Source organism: Allobosea sp. 05L423 (assembly GCF_056397745.1).
This window is the reverse complement of the sequence record NZ_JBFTOA010000013.1, coordinates 40,622-58,591: the sequence shown is the minus strand read 5'-3', so window position 1 is coordinate 58,591 and position 17,970 is coordinate 40,622. Positions and strand designations below refer to the sequence as shown.

The following is a 17,970-nucleotide window of genomic DNA, read 5'->3' as shown; positions in this document are numbered from 1 at the left end:
AATTAAAGTTGGTGCTTTTCACCATAGGGCGACTATTTTCGTCGCCAGGAAACTCATGATGCCGAAAATCGCCGACCTCGATCAGTTCGACCATGCCCTGCTCGAAGAGATGCAGCGCGACAACCAGACGCCGGCCCGCGTCCTGGCGGAGCGAGTCGGATTGTCTCAGAGCGCCGTGCTCCGCCGCCTCCGGCGATTGCGAGCCGAAAAGATCATCACGGCCGACATCTCCATCGTGAACCCCGCCGTGCTCGGCGTTCCCCTCACAATTCACGTGCTGGTCTCGATCGACAGGGGCTCTCAGCTCGCCGAGGCCTTCGCACGCAAGCTGCGTTTGCGGCCGGAGGTTCGGTACGCGTCCTATGTGACGGGAGGCGCGGATTTCGTCCTCCACCTTCAGGTCGAGAGCATGGAAGCCTACGCGGCCTTTGCGCGCGAGGTTTTCCACGACGACCCCAACGTGTCGTCGTTCTACACCTATGTCGCCATGCGCGAAGTGGTCGGTCCGGCGCAAGCTGGTCGGCCGGAGCGCGCTACCGCGGCGGCTCGCCCCGAACGGCGGGCCTAGCGCCCGGTCTCGCAAGCGGCCTCCGCCTCGGCCTTCTCAGGAAGAGTTCCATGACCGGAAGACATGCCATCCAGAGCAGGACGCATGTCAGGTGGCGCCAGGCAGCCTTGCCGCCCCAACGCACCGGCATCATCTTCCGGGTATGAACACGCTTCCGGGAATTCACTCCGAACGCTGCTCCCCGCTCTGGGCGGCGCTGATCATCGCGATCCTGCCGGTCGTCGCAGCGTCGGTGCTCGGCGGTGCAGTCACGGTTCCTCAGATTGCGGGGTGGTATGCCGGGCTCGCCAAGCCGGCCTTCAACCCGCCGAACTGGATCTTCGCGCCGGTCTGGACCGCGCTCTATGCGCTGATGGCGCTGGCGGCCTTCCGCATCCTGCGCATCCCTGTCGGGGTGCCCGGCCGGCGCCGCGCGCTGCTGGTCTATCACCTGCAGCTTCTGCTCAATATCGGCTGGTCCTTCGCTTTCTTCGGTGCCAACAGCCCGCTGGCGGGGCTGATCGTCATCCTGCCGCTGCTCGTCCTGATCCTCGCGACCATCGCCGCCTTCAGACCGCTCGACCGGCTCGCCGCCAATCTGCTCTGGCCCTATCTCGCATGGGTCTCCTTCGCGACCCTGCTCAATGCCTCGATCTGGTGGCTCAACCGCTGAGGATTATCCGCCGATCGAGCGCTCGATCACCTTCATCACGGTGGCGCGGAGTTCGGCGATGGTGAAGGGTTTCGCCATCACTTCGGCGACGATCGTCTCCAGGCTCTTCGCGCGCTCGCGCTGCTCGGCATAGCCGGTCATCAGCATGATGGTCAGCTCGGGGAAGCGCTGCTTGGCGGCGAGCGCCAGCGCGATCCCGTCCATCAGCGGCATGCGGATATCCGTCAGCAGCAGGTCGAAGCGCCCCTCCTCCGCCAGAAGGATGTCGAGCGCCTCGGCGCCATCGGCAGCAGTGAGGCAGCTATGGCCGTCCAGGCTGAGGCCGCGCGCCACCAGCACGCGCAGCGGCTCCTCGTCGTCGACGACCAGAATACGTGACATCGCAGTTCCTCAGATGCCCGGCAGTCCGGCCTGATCTTCCGTCTCGATCACGCCGACGAAAGGCAGTTGGCGATAGGAATGCGCGACATCCATGCCATAGCCGACGACGAAATAGTCCGGGCATTCGAAGCCTACATAATCAGCCTGGATGTTGACCGCGCGCTTATGCGGCTTTTCCAACAGAACCGCGGTGGACACCTTCGCGGCACCGCGTGCGGCCAGCAGATCCTTGGCGAAAGCCAGCGTGCGGCCGGATTCCAGGATGTCGTCGACCAGAAGCACGTCGCGCCCGCGCACCTCGCTCTGCACGTCGCGCAGGATTTCGACCTGCCCCGACGAGACGGTTCCCGTCCGGTAGCTCGAGAGGTGAATGAACTCGACCTGCGGCGCGAGGCCGATGCGGTGCATCGCCCTGATCAGGTCGGCCGCGAACATGAAGCTGCCCTTCAGAACGGCAACGACGAGCAGATCCTTGGGATTGCTGGCGGCAATGGCCTCCGCCATCTCCTGGTTGCGCCGCGCGATCGCAGCCTCGTCGTAAAGAACCCTGATCCGCCGTTCCGGCATGATATCTCCGTCTTCATTTCCGGCCGCAACCGGCCCGCGCAAGATCGATGCGCCGGGGCCCGTGCAGCGATTGTTGATGAACGCCGTCCAGCCCGACAGGCCCGATCGACAAGCACCCGTCCTAGCAGCGTCAGGGCGTGCTGGCGATATTGGCGGTTGTCGCGGCCGAAGTGAAGCGCACCCGCACGGACCGCCCGCTTTCCGGGGGAGAAGCAAGCCGGGCCCGGAAACGGATGAGTTCGGCAGGCTCCAGACTCGCCCGCGGCGACTCCGTCGTCCAGGTGTAGAGCGTCGCGCCGGCAGCATCCTTCACCGCGACCTCGATCAGCGGCACTTTCGCCTTGCTCTTGGTGATATTGGTGACATCGCCCTCGACGACGAGGAAACGGTTCGCACCATCCTCGACGAGCCCGCTCTCGATCGCGCCCAGGCTCAGGCCCCTCACATTCACCGGTAGCCCGGCCGTCTCGAACACGCTCGCGAGCTGCGGGGCAGCGCGGACGACTGCGTTGCGCTGCCATGCGAAAAGGCCGAGCAGGGCAAGACCCGCCACAGCGGCCGCCGCCGGTAACGCCGCCGCGCGCCGCAAACCCTTCACCCTGGAAGCGGTTGCCCTTGCCGCACCGGGCCTGCCGCGCCGGGCGAGAGGCCGGCTATTGGCGACGATGTCGGATTCCGCCTCCGCAACCGCCTTCTCACTGGTTTCGGCGGCAAGCGCGGTGATCTCGGCGTCGATGGCGGCAGCGCGCTCCATCTCCTCCGCCAGCAGGGCTTTCGTCTCCTCCTCGCTGGGTGCATCGGGAAAGACGGCGACCGGCTCGACATGCCATGCGGTCTTGCAGCTCGCGCAGCGCACCTTTCGACCTTCCGGCCCCAGTTTGGCCGCGTCGAGTTCATACTGGCTGGCACAGGATGGGCAGACGATCAGCATGGGCTTGGGCAATCTCTTCGCAACGATGGCCGGGTGTCTCCGGTACGCTTCGGCCCGGGATTCGTCCTTCAGGATCTGGCACGACGACAGGCGCTGAAGCACGAATGGCGGCGAACGGAAATGCCCGCTGCTATTGGCACGATTTATGGTTAACGCCCCGTGAAGAATCTGTGACGCAGACTGCACCCATCGCGCCGTTCCGGGCAGGCTCGCTTGCGGTGTAGGATTGGCCCGGATACGCGTTTCGCTGAATGAGGAAGACCGCTTGGTTCGGTTCGAAAATGTCGGCCTGCGTTATGGCATGGGGCCGGAGGTGCTGAAGGACATCAACTTCAGCATCGCGCCGCGCTCGTTCCAGTATCTCACCGGCCCGTCCGGTGCGGGCAAGACGACGTTGATGCGTCTCATCCTGATGGCGTTGAAGCCGACGCGCGGGCTGGTGAACCTGTTCGGCCAGGATGTCTCGCGCCTCGATGCCGACACGCTCACCGCCTTTCGCCGCCGCATGGGCGTGGTCTTTCAGGATTTCCGCCTGCTCGATCATCTCACCGTCTACGAGAATGTCGCCCTGCCCTTGCGCGTTCTCGGCAAGGAGGAGGCGAGCTATCGCGCCGAGGTCGTCGAATTGCTGCGCTGGGTCGGGCTCGGCGAACGCATGCATGCCGTGCCACCGGTCCTCTCCGGTGGCGAAAAGCAGCGCGCCGCGATCGCCCGCGCCCTGATCGGCCGGCCGGAACTGCTGCTCGCCGACGAGCCGACCGGCAATGTCGATCCCGGCCTCGGTCGGCGGCTGTTGCGGCTGTTCATGGAGCTGCAGACGCTCGGCACCGCCGTGATCATCGCCACGCATGATCTCAATCTGATGGAGATCTACGACGCGCCGCGCCTCGTGCTGGCCGACGGGCATCTGCATGTCGATGCCTGAGCTCAGCCATCACGAACCGGAGCGCGAGGAAAGGACGCTGCCGCCCAATCTGCGGCGCGACCTGCCGCTCGTGCCTGTCGACACCGTTGCCGGCCGCGCGCTGATGGCGGTGATCGCGATCCTGACCTTCCTCGCCGCGCTCAGCGCCGGCGCCGCCGTGCTCGCCGCGCGCGCTTCCGATCAGTGGCGGGGGGCCATCTCCAACGAGATGACCATCCAGATCCGTCCCGATTCGCATCGCAGCATCGACGGCGATGTCGCGCGCGCCGTGGCGATGGCGCAGGCGCTCGACGGCATCGACAGCGTGCGCGCCGTGCCGAAGGCCGAATCGGACAAGCTGCTCGAACCCTGGCTCGGCACCGGCCTCGACCTCGTCGAGCTGCCGATTCCGCGCCTGATCGTGCTCAAGCTCAAGAGCGGCGCCAGCCCGGATCTGGCGAGCTTCGGGCCGGCGCTGCGCCGCGAGGTGCCGACGGCGATCCTCGATGATCACCGGCTCTGGGTCCGGCGGCTCTCAGCCATGGCCGGCACCATCGTCGCCTCCGGCTTCGCGATCGTTCTGCTCGTCCTGACAGCGGCCGCGCTCGCCGTCGCTTTCGCCACACGTGGCGCGATGGCGGGCAGCCGCGACAGCGTCGAGGTGCTGCATTTCGTCGGCGCCGATGACGGCTTCATCGCCCGCGAATTCCAGAGCCGCTTCATCAGGCTGGGTCTCAAGGGCGGGGCTTTCGGCGGCTTCGCCGCGATCCTCGCCATCGCCCTCATCGGCTTCATCGTCTCGCGCTGGCGCACGGCGCCGGAGGCCGAGCAGTTGCAGGCTCTGTTCGGCGCCTTCGAAATAGGCTGGGCCGGCTATGCCGCGGTGCTTCTGGTCGCAATGGTGGTCGCCGCCATCGCCGGTCTCGTCTCGCGCTTCACCGTCCGTCACTATCTGCGGATGCTGTCATGAGCGCGCGCGGGGCGACAGCCGGACGTCAACGGATCCTTCACTCCTGCGGCGAAAGCCGGCATCCTGCCGCCGCCGTTATGCCCGAATGCCGGGTTATGCCAACGATATCATGGCCATGATCGGCAGCACGAAGGACGATCTCGGGATCGAGCCGCCGGATTCAGCGATCCGGGGCTCCGGGCAGGCTGTGCGGCCCTCGCTGCGCCGCATCCTGGCTCTGACCGTCGCTGCGCTGGCGGGGACCTGCGTCGCGCTGCTCGGCCTCGGCTATGTGCGTTTCGCCTCGGCCATCGACGCGCAGGAACCGGCGACTTCCCCGCGTACGGACGCGATCGTCGTGGTCACCGGCGGCGCCCAGCGTATCGGCGACGCCATCGGACTGCTTGGGGCCGATCGCGGCTCACGGCTCCTGATCAGCGGCGTCAACGAGAAGACCAGCCGCGAGGAACTGGCCAAGCTCAACCCCGCCTCGCGCGACCTGCTCAATTGCTGCGTCGATCTCGACTACCGCGCCCGCAACACCATCGGCAACGCCATCGAGGCGCGGCGCTGGGTCCGCGAGCACGGCTTTCGCTCGCTGATGGTCGTGACCTCGAACTACCACATGCCGCGCACGGTCGCAGAATTCGCCCATGCCATGCCGGGCGTCACGCTGATCCCCCACCCGGTCGTCACCGAGCATCTCGACACGACAGGCTGGTGGTATCGCTGGGCGACGATCAAGGTCCTCGCGCCGGAATACGTGAAATATCTCGTCGCACGCCTGCGCAGTCTCGTCGAAAGCGATCCCGAGAATTCGCGGCTCTCGGTGATCACCGGCGGCCGCAAGCCTGTCTCGTCGAAGCCGGCCGAGCTTCTGGGCCCCGCGGCCGAGAAGCGGTCGCGGCTGCCGGGCCATTCCCGCCACGAGGGCTGAGCCCCGAAATAGCGCAAGCGCTTGACCGGCGCCGCGTCTCAGGCTCATTGCGCAGCATGCTCGTCCTGCGCTCCCTCGCCTTCAACACACTCTTCTATGCCAATCTTGTCCTCTGGCTGATCTTCATCATTCTGCCGGCGCTGTTTTTGCCGAGGCGGATTCTGCTGGCCGCGGCCATCGCCTGGTCGCGGTCCTCGCTCTGGCTGCTGCGCGTGGTCGCCGGCACGCGCTACGAGGTCACCGGCATCGAGAACATTCCGCAGGGCGGCCTGATGGTGGCGGCGAAGCATCAGTCCTTCGTCGAGACCTTCACACTCGTCACGATCTTCCAGAACCCGGTTTTCATCCTGAAGCGCGAGCTGACCTGGATCCCGCTCTTCGGCTGGGCGCTGAACCAGCTGCGCATGATTCCCGTCAACCGCGGTGCCCGCGCCCGCGCCCTGTCCGACGTCACGCGGCGCGCCAAGGTCGAGCTCGGTCAGAACGGCCGTCAGCTGCTGATCTTCCCGGAAGGCACGCGCCGCCCCCCCGGCGCCCCACCGGCCTACAAGTTCGGCGCCGCCCATCTCTACGCCGAGCTCGGCGTCCCCTGCGTTCCCGTCGCACTCAATACCGGCCTCTACTGGCCGCGCCGCAAATTCCTGCGCCGACCCGGCACGATCCGCATCGAGATCCTGCCACCGATCATGCCGGGTCTCGGCAAGCTCGCCTTTCAGCATGAGCTGCAGGAACGGATCGAAACAGCCTGCGACAGGCTGCTGGCGCAGGGGCGGGCGGAACTCGCCGCGCTCGGCCTCGACCCGCTCGCGGCGCAGGCTCCTGACAAACCCTGACAGCAGAACTTTACGCCGCCCCGGGAGCTGCCGGCTCCGACGCTTGACTTATCTCCATGTCGTTCCCATTTTGTTCCTATTACGGAGGAACGGACATGGCCGCTCTCGCCTATCGCTATACTCCCGATCTTTTCGACGAGCCCCTCGTCGCCCGCGAGATGCCGCTGCGCAGTACCGCGAGCCTCAGCGAGCGCCGCTTCACCGCCTGGCGCGGCCGGTCCGGCCGGCGTTATGTCGCCTCGGTCTTCGCCGTCGATGACATGCATGCGCTCGGCTTCACCGATGCCGTGCTGCTCGCGGTCTCTCCCGATCGGCGCATCATCGCGGCGCGGGATTCCGGCCCTTTCGGTGTCGAGGCGGCCCTGAGCCGCTGGCAGCGCGCGATCGGCGCCGCAGGCGCTGCCGAGATTCACGTGCATCTTCTCGCCGAGGATGGCCTGAGCCGCCGGGCCGCGCTGCTCGACCTGATGCCGGAGGCCAGCCCGGAAGCCTGATCAGCCGGCCCCCAACGGCGGATGCGGCGCGCCGAGACCGGGCGCCAGCTCCTGCGCGAGGCAGGCCAGGACCGGATCGTAGATGCCCATCTTGCGCAGATGCTCATGCGTCTGCAGCACATAGTCCGGGTTCTCGCCGGACTGGCCCTTTCCCTCCCGAACGAGCTTGAGCAGCTGCGCGGGCGGCAGCTTGCCGGCATATTGCAGATGCTTGCGGTCAGCGACATAGACCAGCCCGCGTGCCTGCCGGCCATCCTCCAGCCTGAGCGGAACATGGCGCTCGAGATAAACAGCCGTCGCCTGCTCGCGCGCCCGCAGATAGTCCACCGTCTCCTTCGCCTGTGCCGCAGCGACCCGGAAGGCGAGGCCCCGGCAGACGCCGCCGCGATCGAGCCCGAGGACCAGCCCCGGCCGCTCCGGCGTGCCACGATGGACATGCGAGAAGACGCAGAGCGAGCGGTGATAGCCGTGCAGCCGGGCCTGCACGCTCTCCGCGAAGGGAAAGCCAGGCCGCCAGATCAGCGAGCCGTAGCCGAAGACCCAGAGATCGGTCGCACCGAATTCGGTCGTCATCGCCATCCCATAATTTGGCCGCGCCAAGCTGCTTGCTGTCCCGCGCCGTCCAGCGCAAGGGCCTTCCCGCTCTGGCGCCGGCTCCTTCGGCGAGCTAACAATCCGCCCGCCTCCGCGCAAGGAACGCCTGCCGCATGACCGATACCCTTCCGACGCGCCGCCAGAGCCGCTTCTGGCTCTACGGTCCCACGCTTCTGCTCGTTATCCTGGCGGCGGCCTGGTCCGTCTTCTGGTTCTATGCACGCGGGCGCGCCGCGGCCGAGATCGATGCCGCCCTGGCGCGCGAGGCCGAGCGCGGCCGCACCTGGACCTGCAGCGACCGCACGATCGGCGGCTATCCCTTCAGAATCGAGCTGCGCTGCAATGCGCTCGCACTGACCTCGACGCGCTGGGGAGACGCCGTTCGCGTCGAGACCGGCCCTGCCGTCGCCGTCGGCCAGATCTATTCGCCCAGTCTCGTGATTGTCGAGCTCACCGGCCCCGCCAAGGTCACCCTGCCCGAAGGCCGCTCGGTCGCTCTGACCTGGACCAACCTCGATGCCAGCCTCGCCTGGCGCAATCCCGAGCGCTTCGCCCTCGTCGCCAGCGATCTTACGGCCGTTCAGACGGCGCCCGGCCTGAATCCGGAAACCTGGAGCAGCAAGTCCCTCGAGGCCCACCTTCGCCGCAACCCGGCGCGGCCGGCCACCGACCAGGCCGTCGACATCGCCCTCACGGCCAAGGGTACGGTCCTGCCGCCGATCGACATGCTGCTCCGCAACACCGATACCGGCGAGATCGCGCTGGAAGCCACGCTGACGCAGGCGGAAGCCTTCCGCAAAGGCTTCAATCCCGACGCTCTGGAAAGCTGGCGCGGCGCCAACGGCGCCTTCGAGCTGACCCGCCTCGTCTCGACCAAGGGCAAGGCCCGCGTCGATGGCAGCGGCCAGTTGCAGCTCGATCCGATGCGCCGTGTCTCCGGCGATCTCCGGCTGGCAGCAGCCGGCATCGAACAGATCGGCGGTATTCGCATCGGCAGCCTCCTCGGCGGCCTCGGCGGTCTTCTCGGCGGGCGCGGTGCCGATCCCGCGGCGACACCCGGCCTCACCCCGCTGCCGCCCGTGTCGCTGCGCGAAGGCCGGGTTTTCATCGGGCCCTTCCGGCTGCCGCTCCAGCCGCTGCCCTCTCTCTACTAAACACATGAAAAAGGGGCGCCGCGGCGCCCCTTGAACTTATCTGCGCTGCAGCGCCGGCTCAGGCCGCCGGCAGGGCCGCGCTCGGCGCCTCAATGCGGCTGATGGCCTTCTTGACCGCCTCCTGCACCTTCTCGAAGGCGCGCACCTCGATCTGGCGGACGCGCTCGCGCGAAACGCCGAACTCCTCGGAGAGCTGCTCCAGCGTAATCGGATCCTCCGCGAGACGACGCGCCTCGAATATCCGGCGCTCGCGCGGATTCAGCACCTCCAGCGCCTCGCGCAGAGCAGTATGGCGGTTGCTGCTCTCCTCCGAATCGGCGAGGCGGCGCTCCTGGCTCTCGGAATCATCGACCAGCCAGTCCTGCCACTCGCCCTCGCCGTCCTCGCGCAGCGGCGTGTTGAGCGAGGCGTCGCCGCCGAGCCGGCGGTTCATCTCGACCACGTCCTGCTCGTTGACGCCGAGCTTGGTCGCGATCTGCTTGACCTGATCGGGGCGCAGATCGCCCTCACCCAGCGCCGAGATCTTGCTCTTGGCCTTGCGCAGGTTGAAGAACAGCTTCTTCTGGTTGGCCGTGGTGCCCATCTTCACGAGCGACCACGAGCGCAGGATGTACTCTTGAATTGAGGCCTTGATCCACCACATCGCATAGGTGGCAAGGCGGAATCCCTTGTCAGGCTCGAAGCGCTTGACCGCCTGCATCAGGCCGACATTGCCTTCGGACACGACTTCGCCGATCGGCAGGCCGTAGCCGCGATAGCCCATGGCAATCTTGGCGACGAGGCGAAGATGCGAGGTAACGAGCTTGTGCGCCGCATCGCGGTCGCCATGCTCACGCCAGCGCTTGGCCAGCATGTATTCCTCGCTCGGTTCCAGCATCGGGAACTTGCGGATTTCGTCGAGATAACGTGACAGCCCGCCTTCGGCGGACAGGACAGGCAGCGAAGCACTCGCCATGCGCGTGTCTCCTCATCAAGGCTCCCGCTGTGCGGCAGGCCCACCGCGCGATCAACCTTCGCGCAGGTTTCGGATGATGCGAATAGATCCAACGCAGCAACTGCTGTGGAGTTCGGCTGGACTGATCGCGTGCGGCGCCCCCTTGGCCATCCGCATCCGACAACCCTAGTATATGCGAACTCAGTCTGGCGGAAAGGTGGCAGAGAAGCCAGATTGACTCACAGCGTCGCGAGGGCGGTTTGCAGATTCGCAAAAGCCGCAGGCGGCTCGGATTCGAACAGCATTTCCTCGCCCGTGGCGGGATGCGCGAATCCGAGAATGGCGGCATGCAGTGCCTGGCGCCCCAGCGCGGCGAGCGCCGCCTGTGCCTCCGCCGGCAACCGCACTGCCTTGGTGACAAATCCCGAGCCATAGAGCTGGTCGCCGAGCAACGGGTGGCCGATATGGCTCATATGCACGCGGATTTGATGCGTGCGCCCGGTCTCCAACCGGCACTCGATCAGGCTCGCCAGCGGCTCGGTTTCGTCGAGCCCCTTGAGCAGAGGCGGGTAACGCTCGATCAATTCGATATGCGTGATCGCCTCGCGGCCCCGCCCTTCCTTGACCACCATCATCTTCTCGCGATTGCGGTTCGATCGCTCGATCGGCGCATCGATCGTGCCCTGGTGCAGTCGCGGCACGCCCCAGACGATGGCGAGATAGGCGCGCTGCAGCGGGCCCGTGCGGCCATGGTCGGCGAACTGCTTGGCGAGCTTCTGATGCGCCTGGTCGTTCTTGGCGACGACGAGCAGTCCGCTCGTATCCTTGTCGAGCCGGTGAACGATGCCGGGACGCCGGACGCCGCCGATGCCGGAGAGGCTCTCGCCGCAATGGGCGATCAGCGCATTGACGAGCGTACCATCCTCATGGCCGCCCGCCGGATGGACGACCAGCCCCGCCGGCTTGTCGATGACGATGAGATGCTCGTCCTCATAGACGACGTTGAGCGGGATATCCTGCCCGATCGGCTCCGCCGGCTTGGCCTCGGGCATCACGAGGGCGAGTTCGTCGCCTTCGACGACCTTGCGGCTCCCGTCGCTAGCGACGGCGCCGTTGAGGCGGACGCCGCCCTCCTTGATGACCTGCTGCAGCCGCGCACGCGAAATCTCGCCGGCCAGCAGGGCAAGCGCCTTGTCGAGGCGTTGGCCGGCCTGTTCGGGACCGACCTGCAGGGTCACGCTGGCATTCGGATCGGAAACGGAGGTCATTGCGCCGCTATACGTTGCATGCAGCGGGACCGCACGCCTTTTCCGCAATGCTCCCCCATCATGCGCGGGCGTGACCCGAGCATCTCATGACACGGGCTTCCTGTTCCTCGCGCTGAAAGAGATTCCCGGGTCTGCGCTTCGCCCGAGAATGATTCCGGCGGCCGCCCTCAGCCGAACAGGCGAAAGCCGCTCTTTTTCGGCTCTGGCGGCGGCTCGTCGTCCGGGCCCGGATCGTCCGGCGCATGCGAGACCGGGAAGATCACCGGCTTGGGCGGCGCGGCCTCCCGCGCAGACACAGCCGGCTTGGCTGCCTCTGCTGTCTTGGCTTCGGCCGGCCTCGCGACCTCGGTCACCGTCTCCACCGGTTTCGGCTCCTCCTTGGGAGCGGGCTGCGCGACCGCCGCGGCCGGCTCCGGCTTCGGTTCTTCCTTCGGCGCGGGCGCGGCCGGGGGAGCTACCACCGCCGGCTCGATCGTCGTCGCCGACAACGGCTTGATCTCGATCAGCTTGGTCGAGTCGTCGAGATCGACCAATACATCGTCGAGCGCCTGAGGCGGGCTCCCCAGCGTCGCCGGCGGCACCGTCCAGACGAACGCGTCGAGCCGGCCGGTGATCGGCGAGACCGGCATCCAGTGGTCGGAGACCAGCCCGTCCGCGACCCAGGCCGCATCATGCGGTGCCCGCGTCGCCCGCGCCAGCCATTCGCGCACTCGGCCAGCGGCACCGTGCTCGGCTTCCTCCAGCTCGGCCATCAGCAGACAGGCCCGCACCGAGGCTCCGCCGGCGAGCAGCGGCTTCAAGATCTCGCGCGCCTTCTGGAATTCGCGCGCCTGGATCGCAGCCCCAGCCAGCGCCAGCACGCTTTCGGGGTCGGCCGGCCGCAGCTTCGACAAGGTGGTCGCGCGGTTGAGCCGATCGAGCGCGCTGTCGCCCGGCCGCGCATCGAGATAGGCGGCGGCGATATCGGGATGCGGCGCTTCCCGCCAAGCCGCTTCCAGCAGCTTGGACGCCTTGCGGACATCGCCGCGCTCCGACAGCATCCGCCCGGCAAGCGCGGCCGCGGGCGTCAGTGACGGCGCGAGCTTCACCGCCTCGAGAGCGGCGGCAAGCGCCTTCTCCGGCTCACGGTCCCTCTCCTGCAGCGCTTCGGCGGCGAGCAGAACGGCGCGCTGGCGCCGCGCTTCCGCCTTGTCGGCGAGCCGCAGCGCGGCGCGGCGCTCGACGGCCGTTCGCGCCGCCTGCCAGTCGCCGGCGTTGGTGTGGAAATCGAGCAGCGCATCATTGGCCCATGCGAGCGAGGGCGAGCGCCGCACCGCATCGTCGGCAAACGCGCGGGCCGCCGCCATGTCGCCGCGACGCTTGGCCTCGACGAAGAGACCGCGCAGGCCGAGCACCCGCGTCTCCGGCTTGTCGAGCATGGCCTTGAAGGCAGCCTCCGCCTGGGCGCGGTCGCCTGAAAGCTGCGCCGTCTGCGCTTCGAGCAACAATGTCAGCGGCTCGTTCGGCACGAAGCGGCGCGCTTCGCCGGTATAGCGCCCGGCCGCGACGGGATCGCCCGCGCCGATCGCGACCATGCCGCGCGAGACGGCCTCGAAGCCGCGAGCCCGGCGCCGGGCGCGCGAGGACAGGCTGAAGGCCGAGGGCAGGCCGAAGACGAAGCGCAGCACCGCCCAGGCCAGCAGCACGAGGAAGGCGAGCGCCACGACGCCGACGGCGGCGATCGCAACGCTGGTCTCAATCCGGTAGCCCTGCCAGAGCACCGAGACCTCGCCGGGGCGATCCGCGAGCCAGACCGCACCGAAGGCAAGGCAGGCGAAGACCGCGAGATAGATGAGAACGCGAACCATGGACCCTCTATCCTCCGTCAGCCGGCGGCGCCGAGCGCCGCGACTGCATCCTGCGCGATCTTGGCGATCGCCGCATCCGCCGCGGCCCGCTTCTGCAGATCGGCGCCGAAATCCGCACTGGCACGGCGCGCCGGCTCGGGCAACTGCCCCCACAGCGCAGCCGCCTTCGGCATGTCCCCGGCCGTGATGGCAGCCTCCAGCCGGATGGGCAATGTCGCGGGGTCGTTCGAGCCGTTGTCGCCGACCGGGCGGACCGTGACGATCCGGCTGGCGAGCCCGATGAGCTTGTCCGACCAGCTGTCGGATTGCGGCGTGACCTCGCGCTGGAACATCGCACCATGCTTGCGGAAGCCCGCCAGCAGCGCGTCGCGCGTCGGGGCTCCCGACGCTGCGACCGCCGCCAACGCAGCGATATCGGCCTGAGCAACACCGCTCTTGGTCAGCGCCGCGACATCGCTCGCGAAGGAGCGCCCGCCCGCAAGCGCCCGCTGTACCCGCTCGGCGAGCACGATCCGCGCCGCGGCCGTAGCCTCCGGGCCGAGGGCGGCCGCGCTCTTCGCCTGTGCTTCGACCGCGCCCACGCGGCCGGTGATCTGGTCGAGCCGCTGCCCGAGAGCCGCTGTCGCAGCCTCGGTGCGCTGGACCTGGGCAGCGAAAGCGCTCGTATCGGGCGCCTGTTGATTGCCGAGAGAGCCCAGCTTCCCGGCCAGCGCCTGCACTTCCGATCCGGTCTTCGTGACCGCTTCGGACGCAGCCGTCGCCTTCCGATCGGCCGCGGCCACGCCGGTCTGCACGCTATCGATCCGGCTGCGCAGCTCGGCGATCTGCTCGCCGGTCGCTGCCGGGCTGACCCGGTTGAGCGCCAGGAACACGCCCCCGGCTCCGATGATTCCACCGACAAGCCCGGCTGCGATCAAGTGCAGCCAGGACGTTCCCGCAGGGGGCTGGCGTTCGCCGGTATCTGGCTGCGGCTCGACGGGCGGCGGCCTGAATTCCTGCGGCAGCGCCTCCGTCGGCGCAATCGCTTCCGGGGGGTGGGCATCTGCATGTGCGGTATCAGGCGCCGCTGCAGGCGCTTCCGCCTCGGCCTTGAGCTCGATGGTCGGCGGCGTGCGCTTGAGGCTGCCGCGCGGCTCCGGCCGGGCGGGATCGGATGCGCCTGCCCGCGCGGAGACTTGCTCCAGCGCGGCGAGCATCCCCGCCTCCTCCGGATGCTCGGCGACGAGCACCGTGCTGGCGCCCGCCGCGATCAGCGGCGCCGCGACATCGGCCGAGAGCACGACATGGGTGAGTTCGAGCGCCGCGTCCGATACACCAGCCGCTTGCGCGAGCGTGATGAAGGTGCGTGCGCCGCGCGCCGAATAATGCAGGGCCGCATCGCCCGGCTGACCATGCCGCAACGCGGCCTGCGTATCCTCGGGCAGGACGGTCACCGGCTCGGCCGCATAGGCGGTCCAGAGCGTCACCGCGTAGCCGGCCGCCTTGAGCCGGTCCGGCACGTCCTCCTTGCGATCGCGCCCCACGATCATCAGGAGCTTCGCCGGGGCCGGCAGCGTCCGCTTGATCAGTTCGATCAGGTCGTTGCGGTCGCCGTCTGCGCTGCGCGCATCCTCTAGCCCGGCTTCACGGACCTTGGCCGCCGTTCGCGCACCGACCGCGAAGACGGGCAGGTCACGCCAGCCGGCCGGTCCTTCGGTGAGCGCCGGGACGGCATTGCCGCTCGTCAGCACGATCGCATCGAAAGCAGCCTCCGGCGCTGCTCCAGGCAGCCGGACCACGTCGAAGAGCGGCGCGAGCACAGGCTCGAAACCATGATCGGCAATGGCGCGCGCGGTCCGTTCGGCATCAGGACGGGGACGGAAGACGAAAACGCGCATTCACAGCTCCTGACAAGAAGGGCAACGACCACAGGACGGTGCGCAAACCATGCAGCTTCCCGCGTTCGGTCCGCATTGAGGCGGAACAATGATGCCTTGCATGCCGTCTCCGTTCTTGTCTCTGCCGCAAAGGTCGCAACCGCGCCCCTTGGCCTTGCACCCTACCCCGCACTATACGAAGGAATGGCCGGCGAGGAACTGCCGGACATGGTCCCTCATCCCGTTCTTCCGTTCCGTGAGGTTAATCGAACGATCATGCGTGTCCTTGGGATCGAGACGACCTGCGACGAAACAGCGGCCGCGATCGTCTCCGTCGAGCGCTCGGGCGAGAGCAAGATCCTGTCGAACGAGGTGCTGAGCCAGATCGCCGCCCATGCGGCCTATGGCGGCGTCGTCCCGGAGATCGCGGCGCGCGCCCATGTCGAGGCGATCGACCGCATCATCGCGCGCGCCTTCGCGACGGCCGGCATGAAGCCCGGGGACATCGACGCTATCGCGGCGGCGGCTGGGCCCGGCCTCGTCGGCGGCGTCATGGTCGGGCTCACCGCCGGCAAGGCGATCGCGCTCGCGACCGGCAAGCCCTTCATCGCGATCAACCATCTCGAGGCGCATGCGCTGACCGCCCGCCTCACCGACAACCTCGCCTTCCCCTACCTGCTGCTGCTCGTCTCGGGTGGCCACACCCAGTTGCTGGCCGTGCGCGGCGTCGGGGACTATCTCAAGCTCGGCGGCACCATCGACGATGCCGTGGGCGAGGCCTTCGACAAGATCGCCAAGATGCTCGCTTTGCCCTACCCCGGCGGCCCCTCGGTCGAGCGCGAGGCGCTGAAGGGCGATCCCGAGCGCTTCGATTTCCCGCGGCCGATGCAGGGGCGCGCCAATCCGGACTTCTCGCTCTCCGGCCTCAAGACCGCCGTGCGCCTCGTCGCCGAGCGCATCGCCCCGCTCTCCGATCGCGACGTCGCCGATCTCTGCGCCTCCTTCCAGGCTGCCATCGTCGACGTCATGGTGGACCGCACCCGCGCCGGCCTGCGCGCCTGCCGCGAGGCCGGCATCACGCCCTCGACGCTCGTCGTCGCCGGCGGCGTCGCAGCCAATCAGGCGATCCGCAGCGGCCTGACACGCCTTGCCACCGAAGCCGGCCTGCCCATGGTCGCCCCGCCGCAGGCGCTCTGCGGCGACAATGGCGCGATGATCGCCTGGGCCGGGCTGGAACGGCTCAGGCTCGGCCTCGTCGATGACATGACGGTCGCCGCGCGTCCCCGCTGGCCGCTCGACGAGCTCTCGGCCAAGCCTAAGACCGCCGCATGAAACCCGCGGCGCCCTACGCGACCATCGGCGTTGTCGGCGCCGGCTCTTATGGCGCGGCGCTGGCGCTCGCCGCGACCCGCGCCGGCCGCAATGTCCGGCTCTGGGCCCGCGACCCGGACACCGTCGCAGCCATCGAGCGCAGCCGCCAGGCGCCCCGGCTGCCCGATATCGCGCTGCCGGAAACCATCCGCGCCACCGCCTCTCTCGACGACCTCGCGGATTGCGACGCGCTGATCATCGCCGTACCCACCCAGAATCTGCGTTCGGCCTGCCAGAATCTGGCTGGGCACCTGCCGGCGGGCGTGCCGATCATCTCCGCCGCAAAAGGCATCGAGCAGGCGAGCGGCCTGTTTCCGACCGAGATCATCGAAAGCGTGCTGCCCGGCGCCCGCACCGCGATCCTGTCCGGCCCTAGCTTTGCCGCCGATATCGGCCGTGGCCTGCCGACGGCGGTGACGCTCGCGGCGGCAGAACCGGAGCTGGCGCAGGCCCTGGCCGAGGCGCTGAGCTCGCCGGCCTTCCGCATCTATCACTCCAGCGATCCGCTCGGCGTCGAGATCGGCGGGGCGGCCAAGAACGTGCTCGCCATCGCCGCCGGCATCGCCATCGGCCTCGGCTATGGCGAAAGCGCGCGCGCGGCGCTGGTCGCGCGCGGCTTCGCGGAGCTGCGTCGCTTCGGCGAGGCCTATGGCGGCGAAGCGGAAACCCTGATGGGGCTGTCGGGCCTCGGCGACGTCGTGTTGAGCTGCGCCTCGCCGCAATCGCGCAACTTTGCCTATGGTCTGGCGCTCGGACAGGGCCGCAAGCCCGCCGAGGCCGCCGGCGGCAAGCTCACCGAAGGCGCCTTCACCGCTCCGATCCTGGTCGAGATGGCCCGGTCGCGGAACGTCGAGACGCCGATCGCGGAAGCGGTCTGCGAGATCATCGCCGGGCGCATCGGCGTGCGGGAGGCCGTGGCCGCCCTGCTCGCCCGGCCGATCCGGGCCGAACGATAGGGGGAACGGGCATGGCAAACGACTGGTCCGATCTCACCAAGCGCGTCGCGCGCGGCATCGCCGAGGTCAAGAAGACGACGGGGTCCGAGCTCATTGCCGAAGGCCAACCCGTCCCGCTGGCCGGGCGGATTGCAGGCCCCGTGCTTCAGCATCGCCGGCGCAAGGCCGAGGGCACCCATCGCTTCGTGCTGATCCTGCCCTTCGGCGAGGGCGAGGTCCGCGTCGAGCTCGACCCCAAGGATTACGCCGCCCTGACGCGCGAGATGGTGCGGTTCTGGAACGAACAGGGCGAGGCGGCCTCGCAGCCGCCGGTGCCGCTCAAGGAGGACGAAGCCTGATGGCTCACTGGCTGATCAAATCCGAACCCTCGGTCTGGTCCTGGGACGACCAGGTCAAGGCCGGCGCCAAGGGCACGCATTGGGACGGGGTGAAGAACCACACCGCCAAGCTCAACCTGATGGCGATGAAGAAGGGCGATCAGGTGTTCTTCTATCACTCCAACGAAGGTCTCGAGGTCGTCGGCATCGTCGAGGTCATCAAGGAAGCCTACCCCTGGGAAGCGGCCGGCCCGCCTTGGGTCCTGGTCGACTTCAAGGCGGTGAAGCCGCTGCCGAAGCCGGTCTCGCTCGCTGCCGTCAAGGCTGAGCCGAAGCTCGCCAAGATGTCGCTGGTCACCTCCTTCCGCCTCTCGGTCCAGCCGGTGACGGACGAGGAATGGGACCTCGTCTGCAAGATGGGCGGCCTCTGATCCCCATCAGAAAATTCATAGCCCTC

20 protein-coding genes are annotated in these 17,970 nt (G+C 68.1%); 12 read left to right on the top strand and 8 right to left on the bottom strand.

What is annotated here, in order from left to right; translation table 11 throughout:
• Positions 1–58: 58 nt before the first annotated feature.
• Both AC1DNE_RS22475 and AC1DNE_RS22470 read left to right on the top strand, forming a co-directional pair.
• Entirely contained in the window at positions 59–568 is a 510-nt protein-coding gene (locus AC1DNE_RS22475; RefSeq protein ID WP_441472476.1) for an Lrp/AsnC family transcriptional regulator, read from the top strand.
• A 142-nt stretch (positions 569–710) separates the two neighbouring features.
• On the top strand, positions 711–1,220 hold the full coding sequence (locus AC1DNE_RS22470; RefSeq protein WP_441472475.1) for a TspO/MBR family protein: 510 nt from the start codon (positions 711–713) through the stop codon (positions 1,218–1,220).
• 3 nt (positions 1,221–1,223) lie between these two features.
• Here AC1DNE_RS22470 and AC1DNE_RS22465 read toward each other — a convergent pair whose 3' ends face one another.
• The 3 genes from AC1DNE_RS22465 to AC1DNE_RS22455 all read right to left on the bottom strand — a co-directional run bounded on the left by AC1DNE_RS22465 (position 1,224) and on the right by AC1DNE_RS22455 (position 3,099).
• Positions 1,224–1,601, bottom strand: a complete 378-nt coding sequence (locus AC1DNE_RS22465) for a response regulator (RefSeq protein WP_441472474.1) — start codon at positions 1,599–1,601, stop codon at positions 1,224–1,226.
• A 9-nt stretch (positions 1,602–1,610) separates the two neighbouring features.
• Positions 1,611–2,168 (bottom strand): hypoxanthine phosphoribosyltransferase, encoded by a 558-nt coding sequence (gene hpt / locus AC1DNE_RS22460; protein WP_441472473.1) that lies wholly within the window; start codon positions 2,166–2,168, stop codon positions 1,611–1,613.
• A gap of 130 nt (positions 2,169–2,298) precedes the next feature.
• A complete protein-coding gene (locus AC1DNE_RS22455) occupies positions 2,299–3,099 on the bottom strand; it encodes a zinc-ribbon domain-containing protein (RefSeq protein ID WP_441472472.1) in 801 nt (266 codons plus the stop codon).
• A gap of 265 nt (positions 3,100–3,364) precedes the next feature.
• Between AC1DNE_RS22455 and ftsE the strand changes: the two genes are divergently transcribed.
• From ftsE to AC1DNE_RS22430, 5 genes are all read left to right on the top strand, one after another.
• Complete coding sequence (gene ftsE, locus AC1DNE_RS22450; RefSeq protein ID WP_441472471.1) at positions 3,365–4,024, top strand: cell division ATP-binding protein FtsE; 660 nt, start codon at positions 3,365–3,367, stop codon at positions 4,022–4,024.
• The gene (locus tag AC1DNE_RS22445; protein WP_441472470.1) at positions 4,011–4,973 is read left to right on the top strand and encodes a cell division protein FtsX; all 963 of its coding nucleotides are present in this window, start codon (positions 4,011–4,013) and stop codon (positions 4,971–4,973) included. The genes ftsE and AC1DNE_RS22445 overlap by 14 nt, the downstream gene beginning before the upstream one ends.
• Positions 4,974–5,088: 115 nt before the next feature.
• Positions 5,089–5,889: a YdcF family protein gene (locus AC1DNE_RS22440; protein WP_441472469.1), complete on the top strand. Its 801-nt coding sequence runs from the start codon at positions 5,089–5,091 to the stop codon at positions 5,887–5,889.
• Between the two features lie 56 nt (positions 5,890–5,945).
• Complete coding sequence (locus tag AC1DNE_RS22435) at positions 5,946–6,722, top strand: lysophospholipid acyltransferase family protein (RefSeq protein ID WP_441472468.1); 777 nt, start codon at positions 5,946–5,948, stop codon at positions 6,720–6,722.
• A gap of 95 nt (positions 6,723–6,817) precedes the next feature.
• On the top strand, positions 6,818–7,216 hold the full coding sequence (locus AC1DNE_RS22430) for a hypothetical protein (RefSeq protein ID WP_441472467.1): 399 nt from the start codon (positions 6,818–6,820) through the stop codon (positions 7,214–7,216).
• On the opposite strand, the gene AC1DNE_RS22425 is transcribed toward AC1DNE_RS22430, so the two are convergent.
• Positions 7,217–7,789 (bottom strand): gamma-glutamylcyclotransferase, encoded by a 573-nt coding sequence (locus AC1DNE_RS22425; RefSeq protein WP_441472466.1) that lies wholly within the window; start codon positions 7,787–7,789, stop codon positions 7,217–7,219. It abuts the gene before it with no gap.
• A gap of 134 nt (positions 7,790–7,923) precedes the next feature.
• On the opposite strand from AC1DNE_RS22425, the gene AC1DNE_RS22420 reads away from it, so the two are divergent.
• Entirely contained in the window at positions 7,924–8,964 is a 1,041-nt protein-coding gene (locus AC1DNE_RS22420) for a DUF2125 domain-containing protein (protein ID WP_441472465.1), read from the top strand.
• A gap of 58 nt (positions 8,965–9,022) precedes the next feature.
• Here the strand turns inward: AC1DNE_RS22420 and rpoH are convergent, their stop codons facing one another.
• From rpoH to AC1DNE_RS22400, 4 genes are all read right to left on the bottom strand, one after another.
• A complete protein-coding gene (gene rpoH / locus AC1DNE_RS22415) occupies positions 9,023–9,919 on the bottom strand; it encodes an RNA polymerase sigma factor RpoH (RefSeq protein WP_441472464.1) in 897 nt (298 codons plus the stop codon).
• 218 nt (positions 9,920–10,137) lie between these two features.
• Entirely contained in the window at positions 10,138–11,166 is a 1,029-nt protein-coding gene (locus tag AC1DNE_RS22410) for an RluA family pseudouridine synthase (RefSeq protein WP_441472463.1), read from the bottom strand.
• A gap of 167 nt (positions 11,167–11,333) precedes the next feature.
• Positions 11,334–13,013, bottom strand: a complete 1,680-nt coding sequence (locus AC1DNE_RS22405) for a heme biosynthesis HemY N-terminal domain-containing protein (RefSeq protein ID WP_476841194.1) — start codon at positions 13,011–13,013, stop codon at positions 11,334–11,336.
• 17 nt (positions 13,014–13,030) lie between these two features.
• Complete coding sequence (locus AC1DNE_RS22400) at positions 13,031–14,890, bottom strand: uroporphyrinogen-III synthase (protein ID WP_476841193.1); 1,860 nt, start codon at positions 14,888–14,890, stop codon at positions 13,031–13,033.
• A gap of 255 nt (positions 14,891–15,145) precedes the next feature.
• Here AC1DNE_RS22400 and tsaD point away from each other — a divergent pair, with 255 nt between their 5' ends.
• Genes tsaD through AC1DNE_RS22380 form a run of 4 tightly spaced genes read left to right on the top strand, consistent with a single transcriptional unit; the run spans position 15,146 to position 17,944 of the window.
• On the top strand, positions 15,146–16,201 hold the full coding sequence (tsaD, locus tag AC1DNE_RS22395) for a tRNA (adenosine(37)-N6)-threonylcarbamoyltransferase complex transferase subunit TsaD (protein ID WP_441472460.1): 1,056 nt from the start codon (positions 15,146–15,148) through the stop codon (positions 16,199–16,201).
• Complete coding sequence (locus AC1DNE_RS22390) at positions 16,198–17,196, top strand: NAD(P)H-dependent glycerol-3-phosphate dehydrogenase (RefSeq protein WP_476766226.1); 999 nt, start codon at positions 16,198–16,200, stop codon at positions 17,194–17,196. Before tsaD ends, AC1DNE_RS22390 begins: the two co-directional genes overlap by 4 nt.
• Positions 17,197–17,207: 11 nt before the next feature.
• Positions 17,208–17,534 carry a hypothetical protein gene (locus AC1DNE_RS22385; protein WP_441472458.1) on the top strand — a complete coding sequence of 109 codons (327 nt, stop codon included), beginning with the start codon at positions 17,208–17,210 and terminating at the stop codon, positions 17,532–17,534.
• Positions 17,534–17,944, top strand: coding sequence for an EVE domain-containing protein (locus tag AC1DNE_RS22380; protein ID WP_441472457.1), 411 nt, complete (start codon positions 17,534–17,536; stop codon positions 17,942–17,944). Before AC1DNE_RS22385 ends, AC1DNE_RS22380 begins: the two co-directional genes overlap by 1 nt.
• The last annotated feature ends 26 nt before the right edge of the window (positions 17,945–17,970 follow it).